This window comes from Tunturiibacter gelidiferens, assembly GCF_014201335.1.
Taxonomy (GTDB): Bacteria; Acidobacteriota; Terriglobia; order Terriglobales; family Acidobacteriaceae; genus Edaphobacter; species Edaphobacter lichenicola_E.
In genome coordinates, this window is record NZ_JACHEB010000003.1 from 143,793 (window position 1) to 159,403 (window position 15,611).

The following is a 15,611-nucleotide window of genomic DNA, read 5'->3' on the forward strand; positions in this document are numbered from 1 at the left end:
CACGGCGTAGTGTGTGCATTAATGTGATGTACAAAAGCACAATAAGATCCATCATTTTCTCCTTCTCCTTTCTCAAGCGGCGATGAACCCAAAAGGGAGCCACAAGCGGTGTGTGTCGGTTGCGAATTTCTATGCGTTGGCATGAGGCAAGCGTAGACAGACGGTGCCGCACGATATAGCAACAAAAAGCTACTTTTGCGGATTTCAACTACTTGGCTTGACGCGTCTGTTTCCCTGGAAGTCTGACTCGTTGGACCATGTCTGCGAGAGTGGTTCTCGCAAGGACCTGCTCGAAACTGTTCTGCGCTTCAGGCAGGATATCCAGCATGATCTTCTTGATGTTCGAACTCGTACGGCAAGTCTTCTCCACTGGATAGTTATGTACCGCGAATGTTGCCGGTGCTTCGCTTGCTCGGTAGATATCAGCGAGCGTGATCGCCGCTGCTGGTCGAGCCAGCACACAGAATCCGTGCTTGCCGCGTGTCGCCACTACAAGTCCAGCCTTCACAAGCTTGGAGAGCGATTTCCGGACGAATGTGGGCTCAGTGTTGACGCTTTCCGCCAAAAACGCGGAGTTCACGTGCTCGTCGTTGTGGTCGGCTAACGCCGTCATGATGTGTGCAGCCACTGAGAACTGAAAGCTCGTCGTTGCCATAATGTGTTTTTGATGCTCACATTATCGTCCAGGATTCAAGCGTTCGGATCCATGGCGCTATTTCCATCCCCCTCCGAGCGCAACATAAAGCTGGACTATAGAAAGCGCCTCAACCTCTTGAGCTTGAGAAAGGCTCAACTGCGCCTCGTACAGGTCAGTGTCGGTTGTGAGCACCTCAAGATAGCTGGTGTCACCGCCAGAGTACCGAATCCTTGCCAGACGGACGGCATCCGTTGCCGATTCGACCTGCTGTGCCTTGGAGCTTCTGCGTTCCCGAACTTCGCGGTAGCTTGCTAGAGAACTTGACACATCTTTGAGGGCATTCAGGATGGTCTTTCTGTACTCCAAGAGCATCTCTTGCTGCTGCTGTTGCGATAGGTGGTAGTTGCTTCGAATCCTTCCCCCGTCAAAGACGGGTTCTGAGAGCGAAGCGGCAGCATACCAATAGGTACTCTTACCGGAGAGGACAGACTGGAGCTGACTGCTAGCCGCTCCTCCGAGGCTGCTTAGCGAGATGTTGGGGAAGAACTGAGCTTTGGCGACGCCAATCCTTGCGTTTGCCGCAATAAGGCGCTGCTCAGCCTGTTGGATGTCGGGTCTGCGTTCGAGCAATTCCGAGGGAACACCCACGGGCACCTGTCCCGGATGCGGTTGCTCTCCGACAGATAATCCGCGGGTCACGTCTCCAGGATTACGTCCAAGGAGCAGGCTCAGTATGTTCTCTTGAAGCGCGATCTGTCTGCGAAGCTCAGGAAGATTTGCTTCCGCTGCATGAAGGAGCTCCTCTGCCTGCCGGGTGTCGGCGAGGGATCCGGCACCGTACTTCTGAAGCGTCGCAACCAATTTCAGGGAATCGGTTCTTGCTTCGATTGTCTTGTTTGTAATCTCCAGTTGCGCGTCGAGGCTCCTAAGCTGAAAGTAGGCTTCGGCCACGTCTTCGACAATCGCAACCCGAGTAGCCCGCTGTGCCCAACCAGTCGCCAGCAGGTCAGCCCGAGCCGCTTCAGACTGGCGTCGATAGAGGCCCCAGAAGTCCAGGTTCCAAGCCGCTGAGGCACTCGGTCCTCCGCCATTGAAGAACGTGGCACTCTTCGCTCCGTCGGAGTTCTTGGTTGCAAACGAAGCAGGAAGCTGGAGCGCAGAATAGGATCCTCCCGCGCTCACACTCGGATATTGCTGGGAACGAGCGATACCGAGCTGAGATTGGGCTTCAAGAACTCGTTCTGCGGCGATTTTAAGGTCCAGGTTGTTATCTAAGGCTTCCTTTACGAGGGACTGGAGCGCGGGATCGCCAAAGATGGAGGTCCACTGCTGATCGGCAATGGTCGTCGTTCCTCCGGCGGCGATCTCGGGTGCAAGCGCTCCACGAAAATCGGCCGGTGTAGAGACGGTGGGGCGCTTGTAGTTGGGACCAGCTTTGCATCCCACTATGAGGAGAAGGCCCGCGAGTAACGTCGTCGATAGAAGTGTCTTTTTCATGCCTGCTGCCCTCATTGGTCTAATCCGTGGTGCGCACCGCTAATTGCGAATCTCGACATGTTCGCCCTCAGTCAGCAGGTCGTTCGGCGTGGTAACAAGCGCCTCATTGCCCTGAAGCCCGCCGATAACCTCAATCGTGGTGCCCAAATCTTTCCCTATTACCACGGGGAGGAAGTGGATGGTATGGTCCGCACTTACTGTCACCACATGGGTACCGGCATGATCAATTACCAGCGAGCTAGTTGGAATGATGGTGGACTGGCGCTGCTGAGGCAGGGTGAACTTCACTTGCGCGTACATACCGGCTAGAAGCGATCCGTCGCGATTGTCGACCTGGACTTCAGTCAACATCGTTCTCGCCGCTCCGTCCAAAGACGTCGCGTTCCGGATAATCGTGCCCGTGTACTTCTTACCCGAGCGTTCTTTGACATCCAGCAAGACAGTCTGTCCATTGGCTATGTTCATCGCCTCAGACTGCGGTACATCGATTTGAATGCGCAGCGTGTCGCTTTGGGCAATGCTGAACAACGGCTTCGGTGCATCTTTACCCGTGCTCACCAGGTCTCCTCGTTCGATGTTTCGAGCGGTAATCACACCGGAAAAGGGAGCGACGATACGCTCGAACCCTTGGATCTGTTGCAACCGGCTCACGTTGGCACTGTTTGCTGTCACGTTCGCTTCGGCGGCTGTGACGTTGGCTTCCGCGGCTGCTACATCAGCAACCCGTGCGTCGAATGTCTGCACAGCCGCATCTACGACTTGCTGCGAGATGGCATGTTGCTCTCCGAGCGGAACATCCCGTTCCTTGGTAAGGCGGCTTAGTTCTACATTCGCCTTCGCTTGCCCAAGGGCGGCTTTGGCCTGCAGAACCGATGCCTGCGCCTGTGCGAACGCTGCCCGAGCCTGGAGCAGTTGCTGATCAACTTCAGGGGCGGAGATCACCGCGAGGAGTTCGCCGGCTCTCACCTTGCTGCCAATGTCGACGTTCCGGCGTTCGACATAACCGTCGATCCGGGCATACAGATTCGCCGTGTACAACGGTTGAATGTTTCCAGGTAGAAAAAGCTCGGACGTGGGCTCTCCCTTCGCGGGGTGAGTGATGCCGACCACTGGGTGGGTAGCAGCTGCCTCGTTCACAGCTGCCAACGCTTCGCGGTCCCGTGCGAATCGCGGAAAGATGCCGATAGCGATTAGAACGAGAACAAGGACGACCGCACCGGTTACCCGGACGACAATGGCAGATCTCTTACCGGTTGCCTGCGTGGAAGTATTCATAGTCTGCTGCGTCATGCTGCCTCCTGTTGGCTGCTCGCGTTACGTCCATGGATCAGGGTGAACATCAATGGAACAAAGAAGAGAGTGGCGAATGTTGCAACGGTGAGGCCACCAATGACGGCACGCGCCAGAGGCGCATTCTGTTCACCGCCTTCTCCGAGTCCGAGGGCCATCGGGAGCATTCCGACGATCATGGCGAATGCCGTCATAATGATCGGGCGAAGGCGCGTGAACCCTGCCGTTACGGCGGCTTCCAGTGGAGCCTCGCCCTTATCGCGCATGACTTCATTTGCGAACGTGACGAGAAGAATCGAATTCGCCGTTGCGACACCGATGGACATGATCGCGCCCATGAGACTTGGCACGTTAAAGGTCGTCTGCGTGAGAAACAGTGCCCAGACGATACCTGTGAAAGCACCGGGGAGAGCACAGATGATGATGAAGGGATCGAGCCAACTCTGGTAATTGACCACCATCAGCAGATAGACCATGAGGGCGGCAAATGTCAGACCGAGACCCAACCGGGTAAAAGCTTCATTCATACTCTCGACTTGCCCTCGCACGATGATCTTCGTTCCCGGAGGAAGGTTTTTGCTCTCTTCAGCGACAATCCGTTTCACTCGGGCGGCTACCGATCCTAAGTCGCTGTCCTGGACATTCGCAAAGATGTCGAAGACCGGCTGCCCATTGTGATGGTTCACGTTCACGGGGAGCACAGCTGGAGTGATCGTCGACATGTTGCCCAATATCTCACTTCTGTTGCTGATCGTCCGTAACGGAATAGGAGTGTTTTGTAGGGCATTGATGGAATTCAGGGTCGGCTGAGGCGTTTGAGCGGCAACCCAATATGTAAAGCCCGTTTTAGGGTCAAACCAGAAGTTTGGTTGCACCGCAACGCTGGACGCCAGGGACACATAAATGCTGTTCGCCACATCTTCTTGCGTTAGACCGAATTGCGCGGCGCGAACACGATCGACGTCAACGTGGAGATCTGGTGCGTCCACGACCTGGTGCAGATGAACATCGACCGCACCTTGGACACCGGCGAGGCGCTGCCGAAGTTTGCGGGCGATATCGTAGTTCGCTGGGTCGTACCCTTGAACCTGCACATCGATAGGTGACGGTAGTCCGAAGTTCAAGATTTGCGTGACGATGTCAGCCGGTTGAAAGAAGAACGTGAGATCAGGAAACTGGTTTTGCAACTGAGAACGAAGTTGCTTCACGTACTTCTCGCTGGGACCGTGGTGTTTCTCGTCGAGCGAGATGAGGATCTCGCCGTCGGCACTGCTGATCGTTGCGCCGTCTCCGAAAGCGTAGTCAAAGGTCTCTGGAGTCAGTCCGATGTTGTCGATCATGAGATCCAGCTCTTTAGGTGGGATCGTCTTTTTGATCTCCGCCTCAACCTCGCTGAAAAGCACCTTCGTTGTCTCGACCCGAGTCCCGGGTTGGGCTCGCACGTGCAATCTGATTTGCCCAGCATCGACGGCTGGGAAGAAGTCACGACCAACCAGTGGAAGGATGAGGAACGCGGTAGACATGATCGCAATCGACGCAATGAGAGAAATCCGCTTGTGGCCAAGCACGAGCCGTAGGGTGTTCGTATAGCGGTCCTGAACCCAGGAATATCCTTCATTGAAACGATCATGCAATCGTCTGAAAAAACCGCGGTTCAGGGAGCTATCTTCTACACCTGTTTCGTGTCCGGCGATATTCTCGGCTCCTAACAGGAAATGTGCCATGACCGGAACGAGCGTCCGAGAGAGGATGTAGGAAGCAAGCATCGCAAAGACGACCGCCAGCGCCATGGGAGTGAAGAGGTACTTTGCTGGCCCGGTCAGAAACACTACAGAGACAAAGACGATGCAGATGGTCAGGGTGGAGACAAGGGTGGGAGCGGCGATCTCTGACGCACCTATGAGGACAGCTTCATAAAGAGATTGACCGTCCATATGCCTGTGGATGTTCTCGATCGTGACTGTTGCGTCGTCAACCAGGATGCCGATGGCGAGTGCGAGTCCGCCCAAGGTCATCGTGTTCATCGTTTCCCCAAAGGCACTGAGAATGATGATGGAACTCAAGATGGAGAGGGGGATCGAAATCGCAATGATTAACGTGCTGCGCCAACTTCCAAGGAAAAGAAGAATCATCAATCCAGTAAGACCGGCAGCGATGATCCCCTCTCGCAGGATACCCTTGATCGAGGCGCGAACAAATACCGACTGATCGAACAGTTCGCTGATCTTCATGCCTTTAGGGGCGGCGGCGCGAGAGGCAGGGAGGACATCATTTTTGATTTGGTTGACGATATCCAGCGTTGAAACGGAGCCCGTCTTCATGATGGGCATGAGGACCGCCGTCTTACCATTCGCCCGGACAACGCTTTGCTGCACCGACCATCCATCGCGGACGTGCGCTACATCACGCATATAAACCAGAGAGCCATTGATGGTTTTGATTGGAACATCATTGAGGCTGAGCGCCGCGATCGGACTTGAGTTTGTGCTCACGCTGTACTCCCGAGTTCCAATCTTTGCGGAGCCGGAAGGTAGCGTTAGGTTTTGCGCGTTGATCGCCGTTACAACGTCCGCAGGGCTCAACCCCTTCGCAAGAAGGGCATTCTGATCCAGGTCGACCATGATCTGGCGCGCGACACCACCAAACGGAGTCGGCAGAAGTGTTCCAGGAACAACCGATAGCTGTTGACGCATCCTGAAGAGTCCGTAATCGTACAGTTCCGACTCTGAAAGGGTGTCACTCGACAGCGAAACTTGAATGATTGGCACCGTCGAAGCACTGAACCGGAGAATCCAAGGTGGGTTTACTCCGGGTGGCATTCGGAACTTGATCGATTGCACTGCGGCGCCTACTTGCGCCATAGCCGCATCGATGTGGACTTGCGGCTGGAAAGAGATCTTGATGACGCTCGCACCCTTGATCGTCTGCGAGTCAATCGCCTTCACATCGTTGACGACTGCCATCACGAACTCGCTGAAGTTTGTGATCCGTCCTTCCATTTCTTTTGCGGAAAGGCCGTTGTACGTCCAGATGACGGTGACGACTGGAATGTCGATGTTGGGGAAAACGTCAGTCGGCGTGGTCGCGATCGACGAGACACCGAGAACCAAGATGAGGATCGCCGCAACCACGAAAGTGTAGGGGCGCTTCAGAGCGAGCTTTACTATCCACATGATAAGTTCTCCATCAGACGTAAACGTTGAAAGGTTGACAAAATGTGTTTATGAAACATGCAAAATGGAGCACGGTTTGCTGCGTGTGGACGAAACCGTGAAGCTCATCGCAACGCTACGGTTGCCACCAAGCCTGTCATTGGACTTGAGCCCTAGGGAATCGCTTGGCCGGTGGATAGAAACAAAAGCTCAGATAGAGCCGTTTTCATCGCGGATCGCGGACTCGCCTTCACTTCGAGGACAAGGACTCGCCGCTTCGGATTGAAGCGGCGAGCGCCAGGTAATGAAGAGTTAGATCTGAGCGGTGCCGCCATCGACGAACAACTCGATACCGTTCACAAAGCTGGAGTCGTTCGATGCGAGGAACAATGCGACCGTGGCGATTTCCTCCGGACGACCAATTTCCCCACGGGGCACGAGCGACGCGAACATTGCCTTCGCATCCGGACCCAAGGGATCCAGAATCGGAGTATCAATGGTCCCAGGACTCAAGATATTCACTCGAATGTTGCGCTCCTTGAGATCTACGAGCCAGGTCCGAGCGAAAGATCGCACGGCAGCCTTCGTGGCGCTGTAAACGCTGAATGCCGGGAAGCCCTTGATGCTGGCAATCGAGCCATTCAAGAAGATCGATCCGCCGTCGGTGAACAGCGGAAGCGCCTTTTGGACGGTGAACAGGGTGCCGCGAACGTTGAGATCAAAGTGCTTATCGAAGTGTTCCTCGGTGACTTCACCTATCTTCGCGAACTCTCCGAGGCCTGCGCTTGCGAAAAGGACGTCGATCTTTCCCTTTTCTTTCTTGACGATCTCGTAGAGACGATCAAGATCGACCAGCTTGGATGCATCGCCCTGGACACCGGTGACATTGCGCCCAATCGCTTTGACCGCTTCATCGAGCTTGTCTTGGCGACGGCCTGTAATGAACACATAAGCGCCTTCCTCTACAAATAGCTTGGCAGTTGCCAAGGCCATTCCTGATGTTGCCGCGGTAATGACCGCGACCTTACCGTCTAATTTTCCCATTGATTCATCCTTTCGCATTTCGAACACTGCTATCGGTTTTCCGTAGGTTGTCGACACGCATCAACATAGATTCCGAGTCTTTGGATTAAGATTCAAAAATGACCGGTCGTCTACAGCGCAACTATTTCACTACGCCGTTGCTAGGGCTAAAGCGAAGGAGCATGCGCAATCATGCCAGGTCTCCTTCATTGTGAAGCCTGACCAGATGAGCAATGATGCCAATGTTGCAAAGGTGAACTTGTAGCTGGACTTAGTCTGAATTGTCTCGTCCGTCCTGAAGGCAAGATCCAGTCGTGGATAGCTGGCTACTGGGGGAATCGTGACGCCTTGAGTTGTCACCGACCGCAGGTGCATCTCAACCAAGGCTTCATGGCGGTTCCAGACGACCTTATGTGCAAATTGTTCCACTTCGAAGTTTGCTCCTAAAACCTTGTTCAGCCTTTCGAGGGCGTTTCGACTCAGGGCTTGATGGCAGCCCGATCGGTCGTCATAGGTAGACATGAGCGTTTCTTGGTCCTGGACGAGGTCAACGCAGAGAAGGAGGGAGTCGCCGCTTTCAAGTTGGCTATGAAGATTGAGTAAAATGTCCTGAGCCTCCGGACGAGAGAATGTTCCAATGGCGGAGTTAGCCCAAATTGCCAACGTGCGGCCACCGTGCCAACGCTTGATCTGATACGAGTCCTTGATCAGGTTCGCAACCCGCGGACGAGATACGACTCCCGGAATCTTGGACGCGATGTCAAACTCCGCGAAATCCAACGCGGCCCGTGAAATGTCGACTGGCTGGTAGAGCACCGATCCTTGACTGCGGATAAGAGATCCAAGAAGCAATCCACTCTTCGCTGCCGATCCTGCCCCGAGTTCGACAATAGTAAAGGGGCGATATCCAGCAGCCATTCGAAGGACTTCGATCGCGTTGTGTTGCAACAGATCAGTCTCGGTTCGATTCGCGTGGTGTGCCGGGAGACGCGCGATTTCATCAGACAATATGACACCCCGCTCGTCGTACGGCAGCCATGGTGGAAGCGTCTTCCTCGATGCTGAAAGACCCGTGTGGGCACCACGAGCTACAGCTTGGACGACCTCCGCAGATGCGTAGTCAGCGACCATACCACTCCCTTAGCGCATCACTACCCGCGAACAGCAAGAACACGAGCAATGTGCTGATTCTTCTTTGGGTCGAGCGTACGAGTCGGATCCATCCGGCGTATTGAATGAATCAATCGCTTTCGGCGATTAGCGTCATTCCGTGTATGGGAAGATACGGCCACCGGGTTGGCTGAGAATGGTTCTAATCTCCATAAGCAAGCAGGACGGATCAATCGGCTTGGATAGGAGCCTGAAGCTGAAGCCTAGACCACGCGTTTCGCAGAGCAGATCGGCCGTCTCAGCCTGTCCCGACAGAAGCAGTACCTTACAGGTCGGCCAGCGGGATGTCATTGTGATTGCAAGATGCACGCCGCTCATTGTCGGCATTGCGACATCCGAAAGCAGAAGATGAGGAGCAGTCCGGACCGATGCGCGGAGGGCCTCCTCGGGCACAGTAAACCAGGCTGTGCTGAATCCTGCATGAGTCAGAATTAAGGAGAGAGTCATGGCGATCAGGCGCTCGTCGTCGACCACGAAGACCAGGAGCTGAGAATCGACGGATTCATCCGTAGGTGAGAGTCGCTGAAACGCCTGTGACATATCAATTGCTTTCCCCGCTGATTGGCATCTGCCAGGGAGGCATTGATGGAGATGCGAGTCTCGTGTTCAGCATGGCATGAGATTAGGGGGTGCGTGAAATGGCGTATAGACAGATCGAGTCGCTTTTGCCGGATATGAGCACCGTCCATCAGCGAGCGCGCAAACTCCCAGAAAGCTAATCGACTATCATCAGGGATGTGGAGGCCGCGTGGCAAAACGTAATGTCGGCGAGAAGATTTTCGAAGCTGCCTCTCGCAGTTTTCATGAGTACGGCTACAACGCGACTGGAATCCAAGAGATCGTAGACTCTGCAGGTGTTCCGAAAGGCAGCTTCTACGCTCACTACAAGAGCAAGGAAGCTCTCGGTCTCGAAGTCTTGAGGATTGACGCCGAGGCTACACTGAATAGTCTCGTGATGAATGGGAATTCACCGGCGCTTGACTCTCTCAAAGAACACTTCCGCCTCCTGGCTAACGATTACTACAGATTCAAATATCGATCAGGATGTTTGGTCGGCGACTTCGCGTCTGAGTTGGCGAGCAACGCGAAGTTCCGCACAGCGAGTCTTGCGTATATGAATGCTTGGGCGGCCAAGATCGAAGAGGCTCTCCGTATCGCCCAGGAAGCGAAAGAGATTCCGAAGCAAAAGGATCCTGCCGTTCTATCTCGTTTTCTTCTCGCAGCATTCTTCGGTGCAGCTCTGAGAATCAGGCTGTTGAAGTCGCTCGTGCCCTTCGAAGAATTCATTGAAATTGCGTTCGGAGACCTCTTGATCAATTCCAAACAGACAGCAGCCAAGGCGAAATAGAAGATCTCAGCGTCTGCTACCTGCTATCGTCTGGCTCAATTCAAGTGTTTCCAAGGTAGGTGCGCTGAGGCTTTCCTTCCGGCAATCGTAACGGTCGCGCGGCGAGGCATCGAAGCTCGCTATAACGAAGGTGAGGATTGCCGGAAGGGTGGTTAGTATCAAAATTCCCATGACGTTTTCTCAGTAGAAGCAGTTGATTAGAGGCCGCCACTCGCGACGACAATCTCACCTGTCAACCACGCGGAATCTTCAGAAGCGAGAAAGATCGCGACTGCTGCGATATCGTTTGGCTGGCCAGCACGGCCGAGAGGGGTCTGTGAAACCAGCCCCGTCTCAAAATCAGAGCCCATGACGCCTGTGCTGTGGGTGCCTTCCGTCTCGACAAGCCCGGGGTTGAGAGAATTGACACGGATTTTCTTCGGCGCGAGTTCCTTTGACAGGACCGACGTAATCATGTCGACTGCGCCCTTGGTCGCCGTATACACCGCGCTCGTGGCCGGCTTCAGCCGCGTGATACTGGATCCAATATTGATGACGCTGCCACCTTCGCTCAGATGCTTTGCCGCTGCCTGGGTCGTCAGCAGCAGTCCGAGCACATTGATGTTGAATTGCTTATGGAAGGACTCCTCAGTGATGGCCTCAAGCGGGGCGAATTCATAAACCCCGGAGTTGTTCACCAAGATATCCAAACGGCCGTAGTTCTTAATCGCGGCGTCGATGATGCCTGTAGCCTCGACCGCCTTCGTGACGTCGCCGGATACCGCAACAGCCTTGCCGCCAGCCGCTGTGATTGCCGCCACGACAGTCTCGGCGCCCGACTTGCTGGAAGCGTAGTTGACCACCACCGAAGCACCTTCGGATGCTAACGACTTTGCGATTGCGGCACCGATGCCCTTTGAAGCGCCCGTTACGACCGCGACTTTACCTTTGAGTTTGCCCATGATGTTTTCCTCTATCCGTTTCTTCCCCGCTCGGCTATGAGCCTCGCGTCGGACGCCCTCAAGTACGAGCTTTGTATGTGATGGGTGAGTTTTCGATAAGTTTCAATAGTTCATAACTATTGAACTAAGGAGATGATCTGGACTAGACTGACATAATGAAACCGCTCGTCCATCCCACGTTGCGAGACATCACGGTGGAGGGTATTCTTCATGCACTCTCTGACCCCGTGCGGGTGGCGATCTACGCCGATATTGTGGGCTCGGACTGTTCACAGACCTGCTCCAATTTCGTCAACATTGTGGATAAGCCGGTTCCGAAGTCCACGCTGTCCGTTCACTTCAAAGCCCTGAGACAAGCTGGCTTGATTCGCGGAGAACGTAGAGGAGTGGAGATGTATAACGTTTCGCGTTGTTCAGAGATCGACGGCCGATTCCCTGGACTGATCGCAGCGATCGTCAAGGCACATAACATTCAGTCAGAAGAAACCCGAACCCCGAAGGTAAAGCCCGGTTCTCTCAAAAAGAGGCGTTTAGAGCGCTGACGATAGCGATCCTAAGCCTCCTCGTGACCGCCGTATTGCATCAGGAGACTAGATTTGTCGATTTTAAGCATGATGCAGACGTTCAGATTTCAGTTTTAAAGCGATCACTTTAGGCATTTCTGACTCTCGCCTTCGTGCGGTAGATGCAGGGATGACAAGATCCGCCGGTTACGACGAAATGATGCAAGATATCTCGAAACATCCAGCCTAAATTCGATTCGGGTCCTGAAGACACTCTTACGGCCACGACTGAGTCGCTGGCAAGGAGTTCGTGCTGGAATCTGCATCCCGAGCCATTGAGGAGCAAACACTGATGTCGACTGCACTGCTAAGCGCGCTTGCCGGAGCGACTATACAGGATTTGTATCGCGAACTCCTTTTGCGCATAGGGGAGGATCCTTCGCGAGATGGACTGTTGAAAACCCCTGAACGCATGGAGGAGGCGCTAAAGTTTCTCACCAGCGGCTACGAACAAGACGCCCTTGAAATCCTCCACGAAGCCTATTTTGAGAGTGAATATGGAGGAATGGTCGTTGTGCGGGATATCGAGTTCTATTCGATGTGCGAGCACCATATGCTACCTTTCTTCGGCAGAGCACACATAGCCTACGTCCCGAACAAGAAAGTAATTGGTCTAAGCAAGTTTCCGAGACTCCTGAATATGTATGCCAGGAGGCTGCAGGTGCAGGAACGACTGACGGAGCAGGTAGCACATGCAATCATGCAGACGACTCACGCCCAGGGTGTGGCTGTAGTCATTGAAGCGTCGCATCTTTGCATGATGATGCGGGGAGTCGAGAAACAGAATTCGACGACTTCGACTTCGACGATGCTCGGCATCTTTCTGTCCGAGACTCAAACGCGCAGTGAACTCTTGAGCATTCTCGCCCCAAGAGGTCGCCGGTAGAGCGGCCTTTACGCCAGCCCTTCACGAATGAAAAGAGGTGCTCGAGGCCGGAAAATGACTTGCCTATTCGAAGGGGCAAATCTATCTTCGGGCAGTCGCGGCGGACTCATCCGGCGTTCCGTTGTCGGCTTGCTCTAGCTAAGTAGAGTCCCATAGGGGGATAATTCAGGTGTCCATAGGAGATTCCATGCTTTCGCCTGAGTCTCGAACACGAACCGAAGCGTTCCTTGCCGTGGAACAGCGAACACTACGGATGATCGGCGAGGGCGCGCCTCTGAAAGAGATTTTGAACGAGCTCTGCGTAGCGTTCGACACCCAAGTACCCGAGGGCCTATCCACGATCACCCTGAAAGACCCTGATGGAGAGTGGCTCATCCCGGTCGTTGGGCCGCGGATACCGAGCGTTTATGCAAAACGGTTCACACGAATGCCCATTCAGCCAGGAGGGTCTTGCAACGCATCAGCTTTTTTCAAGAAACGCGTTGTCATTTCTGATATCGCTACCGACCCTACGTGGCCCGAAGAGCATCGGCAGCCCGCAATTGACGCTGGACTAAAAGCCACCTTGTCACAACCGCTGCTCTCCTCGACGAACGATATTCTTGGAACGTTGGCGTGGTGGTACACCGAAACGCGAACTCCCTCAGCACAAGAGATCGAGTTGGTTGAGGCCGCTGGGCAGATAGTTCAGTCCACTATTGAGAGGGAACGGTCTGCCTCTTCGCTCAGAATGGCGCTCAAAGAGTCGGAGAAGTCAGCATCGGAACTCAAAACGCTCATCGACACAATTCCGACTCTCGTTTGGTGTGGGAAACCTGACGGCTCAAACGAATTCGTAAACCAGCGATGGGTTGCGTACACCGGGCTCACCGCGCAAGACCTATTGGGCTTGGGCTGGGCGAGAGTGATTCATCCCGACGATTACTTCGAACTGACGACGAAATTGACCGATTCGTTTGCCACAGCTGAAACCTTTGAGGTTGAAGCGAGGTTGAAACGGCTTGACGGCGAATATCGTTGGTTTCTCCTTCGTTTCGAGCCGGTTCCGGGGCAACTGAACAAGGTTGACAGGTGGTATGGCTCCGCTACTGACATCCACGTGATGAGGCAGGGACTGGAGACTGTACGCCAGGAGCAGGCCGAACTATGGCGGATGGTGGATTCAATCCCGGCCGCAATCCACTTCATGGATGCACAGGGAAAAGTCTTATACGTCAATCAAGCCTCGCTTGAGTACACAGGGCTGCAAGCGAAGGATGCGGACGATCCAAATTTCCGTGACAAGATTTTTCATCCTGACGATGAGAAAGCACTTCGGGACTCACGGAATAGGAGTTTCGCCGCGGGAGTTCCGTTTCAGCTTGAGACAAGGGCACGTCGGCGTGATGGCGTGTATCACTGGTTTCTTATCCACTACAAGCCTTTCTACGACGGTAGCGGGAAACTGATTCGCTGGTACGCAACCGGCACGGACATTGAAGACCGCAGAAGGGTCGAGAACATGGTTCGCAACGAGAATGTCGCGCTACGCGAAGACGTCGTTCGATCTTCCATGTTTGAAGAAATTGTCGGCTCGTCTGAAGCTCTGCGTAAAGTCCTTGTTCAAGTCTCAAAAGTCGCTCCAACCAGCGCTTCGGTCCTAATTTTGGGCGAGACGGGAACAGGAAAAGAGCTGATTGCACGCGCCATCCACAACGCGTCTCCCAGAGCGAAGAGAGCTTTCATAAAGGTGAACTGCGCTTCCATCCCCTCTGCACTGATCGCGTCCGAACTGTTTGGTCACGAGAAGGGCTCGTTTACCGGTGCTCTTCAGCGTCACTTAGGGCGATTTGAGTTGGCAGATGGCGGCACCATATTTCTTGATGAAGTTGGCGAACTCCCTACAGAAACTCAAGCTGTTCTGCTGCGCGTCCTTCAAGAACGACAATTCGAGCGAGTTGGTGGAAGCCAAACTATCTCTGTCGACGTGCGAGTCATTGCAGCGACCAATCGAGATATTGAGGCTGCAGTCGCCGAAGGGATATTCCGTCAAGACCTGTTGTATAGACTCAACGTATTCCCGATTCAGGTTCCGTCCCTGCGAGAGAGAGCTGGCGACATCCCTTTGTTGGTCGCATACCTGGTCGATCGATATGCCCACAAAGCCGGAAAGAAGCTTCGGAATATCAGCAAACAGACGATGAGCCTATTCGAGTCATACTCGTGGCCCGGCAATATTCGCGAACTGCAGAATGTGATCGAGCGCGCCGTGATCTTATGCGATTCCGAAACTTTCTCAGCCGACGAGTCTTGGTTCAAGCAGGCTTTTTCAAAGCCGGGCATGACGCGCGTTCCTCTGCTCGAAGAACTCGTGGAACGCGAACGAGGAATGATCGAAGCGGCGCTGCGAGAGTGCCATGGCATCGTAGGCGGCAAGAACGGCGCAGCCTACAGACTTGGGATTCCCCGACAGACGCTAATCTCGAAGATCAAGAAGCTGGGGATCAATCAACACCTTTTCAAGGCTGTTTAGGCCCCTTTACCCGCGCGGCGCACTGCTGTTGCGGTAGATCGGACTGATCGTCAGCGACAGAGCACGATCTCTCATCTTGGGATCGGTTCGTCTTCGCATTTCATCAAGTTGCTTGTTGAGCTGAGTTTTCGGCACCTGCCGAAATATCGGCGCGCCTGAGCGCCTGCGAGTTCCATATAAATCAATGATTTGGCGAATGGCGTCCAACCTGCAAATAGCGGGATTGAGCGTTGTCCAAACATGCTGAAAATTGAACGATCGTCTGACGGCAATGTCACGACGCTTCATCTGATTGGTCGACTCCAGGAGGAGCATATTCCAGAGCTGATTCGCGAAATCGAGAAGAGCGGCTCCGTCATCCAGATCTCCATGGCAGAAGTCGATCTCGTTGATTTGGCCGGGATACGTTTTCTTGCCAGATGTCGATCAGAGGGTATCCCTCTCCTTAATTCTTCGCAGTACATAACGGAATGGATCGATAAGGAGCTTCTATGAGCACTCCACTCGAACGGCTGATGAAGCAGGTAACCCACTAGGAAGGATCGAAGGACGCATGTATCTGACTGCATCGTACGAAGAACAAAGTCTATGC

General features: G+C 54.0%; 13 protein-coding genes. 4 read left to right on the forward strand and 9 right to left on the reverse strand.

Annotation, left to right across the window (positions count from 1 at the left end):
* Nucleotides 1-208: 208 nt before the first annotated feature.
* From HDF14_RS06910 to HDF14_RS06940, 7 genes are all read right to left on the reverse strand, one after another.
* Nucleotides 209-655, reverse strand: a complete 447-nt coding sequence (locus tag HDF14_RS06910; RefSeq protein WP_158749892.1) for an RrF2 family transcriptional regulator — start codon at nucleotides 653-655, stop codon at nucleotides 209-211.
* Nucleotides 656-712: 57 nt separating this feature from the next.
* Entirely contained in the window at nucleotides 713-2,134 is a 1,422-nt protein-coding gene (locus tag HDF14_RS06915; RefSeq protein WP_183974910.1) for an efflux transporter outer membrane subunit, read from the reverse strand.
* A gap of 39 nt (nucleotides 2,135-2,173) precedes the next feature.
* Nucleotides 2,174-3,424: an efflux RND transporter periplasmic adaptor subunit gene (locus tag HDF14_RS06920; RefSeq protein ID WP_183974912.1), complete on the reverse strand. Its 1,251-nt coding sequence runs from the start codon at nucleotides 3,422-3,424 to the stop codon at nucleotides 2,174-2,176.
* Complete coding sequence (locus HDF14_RS06925) at nucleotides 3,421-6,597, reverse strand: efflux RND transporter permease subunit (RefSeq protein ID WP_183974914.1); 3,177 nt, start codon at nucleotides 6,595-6,597, stop codon at nucleotides 3,421-3,423. Before HDF14_RS06925 ends, HDF14_RS06920 begins: the two co-directional genes overlap by 4 nt.
* Nucleotides 6,598-6,888: 291 nt before the next feature.
* Entirely contained in the window at nucleotides 6,889-7,620 is a 732-nt protein-coding gene (locus tag HDF14_RS06930) for an SDR family NAD(P)-dependent oxidoreductase (protein WP_183975542.1), read from the reverse strand.
* 129 nt (nucleotides 7,621-7,749) lie between these two features.
* Nucleotides 7,750-8,730, reverse strand: a complete 981-nt coding sequence (locus HDF14_RS06935; protein ID WP_183974916.1) for an L-histidine N(alpha)-methyltransferase — start codon at nucleotides 8,728-8,730, stop codon at nucleotides 7,750-7,752.
* Between the two features lie 132 nt (nucleotides 8,731-8,862).
* A complete protein-coding gene (locus HDF14_RS06940) occupies nucleotides 8,863-9,309 on the reverse strand; it encodes a response regulator (protein ID WP_183974918.1) in 447 nt (148 codons plus the stop codon).
* Nucleotides 9,310-9,517: 208 nt separating this feature from the next.
* Between HDF14_RS06940 and HDF14_RS06945 the strand changes: the two genes are divergently transcribed.
* Nucleotides 9,518-10,117, forward strand: coding sequence for a TetR/AcrR family transcriptional regulator (locus tag HDF14_RS06945; RefSeq protein ID WP_183974920.1), 600 nt, complete (start codon nucleotides 9,518-9,520; stop codon nucleotides 10,115-10,117).
* A gap of 197 nt (nucleotides 10,118-10,314) precedes the next feature.
* Here HDF14_RS06945 and HDF14_RS06950 read toward each other — a convergent pair whose 3' ends face one another.
* Entirely contained in the window at nucleotides 10,315-11,058 is a 744-nt protein-coding gene (locus tag HDF14_RS06950; protein ID WP_183974922.1) for a glucose 1-dehydrogenase, read from the reverse strand.
* A 155-nt stretch (nucleotides 11,059-11,213) separates the two neighbouring features.
* On the opposite strand from HDF14_RS06950, the gene HDF14_RS06955 reads away from it, so the two are divergent.
* The 3 genes from HDF14_RS06955 (at nucleotide 11,214) to HDF14_RS06965 (ending at nucleotide 15,019) form a co-directional block, all read left to right on the forward strand.
* Nucleotides 11,214-11,600 carry an ArsR/SmtB family transcription factor gene (locus HDF14_RS06955; protein ID WP_183974924.1) on the forward strand — a complete coding sequence of 129 codons (387 nt, stop codon included), beginning with the start codon at nucleotides 11,214-11,216 and terminating at the stop codon, nucleotides 11,598-11,600.
* 313 nt (nucleotides 11,601-11,913) lie between these two features.
* A complete protein-coding gene (gene folE / locus HDF14_RS06960; protein ID WP_183974926.1) occupies nucleotides 11,914-12,507 on the forward strand; it encodes a GTP cyclohydrolase I FolE in 594 nt (197 codons plus the stop codon).
* A 187-nt stretch (nucleotides 12,508-12,694) separates the two neighbouring features.
* Nucleotides 12,695-15,019: a sigma 54-interacting transcriptional regulator gene (locus HDF14_RS06965; RefSeq protein ID WP_183974928.1), complete on the forward strand. Its 2,325-nt coding sequence runs from the start codon at nucleotides 12,695-12,697 to the stop codon at nucleotides 15,017-15,019.
* A gap of 6 nt (nucleotides 15,020-15,025) precedes the next feature.
* Here HDF14_RS06965 and HDF14_RS06970 read toward each other — a convergent pair whose 3' ends face one another.
* Nucleotides 15,026-15,307, reverse strand: a complete 282-nt coding sequence (locus HDF14_RS06970; RefSeq protein ID WP_183974931.1) for a hypothetical protein — start codon at nucleotides 15,305-15,307, stop codon at nucleotides 15,026-15,028.
* Nucleotides 15,308-15,611 lie beyond the last annotated feature (304 nt).

Bases quoted from the DNA above. Each gene is read 5' to 3' on its own strand.
- HDF14_RS06965 (WP_183974928.1), top strand. From the start codon at position 12,695: ATGCTTTCGCCTGAGTCTCGAACACGAACCGAAGCGTTCCTTGCCGTG.
- HDF14_RS06950 (WP_183974922.1), bottom strand. From the start codon at position 11,058: ATGGGCAAACTCAAAGGTAAAGTCGCGGTCGTAACGGGCGCTTCAAAG.
- HDF14_RS06915 (WP_183974910.1), bottom strand. From the start codon at position 2,134: ATGAAAAAGACACTTCTATCGACGACGTTACTCGCGGGCCTTCTCCTC.
- HDF14_RS06935 (WP_183974916.1), bottom strand. From the start codon at position 8,730: ATGGTCGCTGACTACGCATCTGCGGAGGTCGTCCAAGCTGTAGCTCGT.
- HDF14_RS06925 (WP_183974914.1), bottom strand. From the start codon at position 6,597: ATGTGGATAGTAAAGCTCGCTCTGAAGCGCCCCTACACTTTCGTGGTT.
- HDF14_RS06910 (WP_158749892.1), bottom strand. From the start codon at position 655: ATGGCAACGACGAGCTTTCAGTTCTCAGTGGCTGCACACATCATGACG.
- HDF14_RS06955 (WP_183974924.1), top strand. From the start codon at position 11,214: ATGAAACCGCTCGTCCATCCCACGTTGCGAGACATCACGGTGGAGGGT.
- HDF14_RS06920 (WP_183974912.1), bottom strand. From the start codon at position 3,424: ATGACGCAGCAGACTATGAATACTTCCACGCAGGCAACCGGTAAGAGA.
- folE (WP_183974926.1), top strand. From the start codon at position 11,914: ATGTCGACTGCACTGCTAAGCGCGCTTGCCGGAGCGACTATACAGGAT.
- HDF14_RS06930 (WP_183975542.1), bottom strand. From the start codon at position 7,620: ATGGGAAAATTAGACGGTAAGGTCGCGGTCATTACCGCGGCAACATCA.
- HDF14_RS06970 (WP_183974931.1), bottom strand. From the start codon at position 15,307: ATGAAGCGTCGTGACATTGCCGTCAGACGATCGTTCAATTTTCAGCAT.
- HDF14_RS06940 (WP_183974918.1), bottom strand. From the start codon at position 9,309: ATGTCACAGGCGTTTCAGCGACTCTCACCTACGGATGAATCCGTCGAT.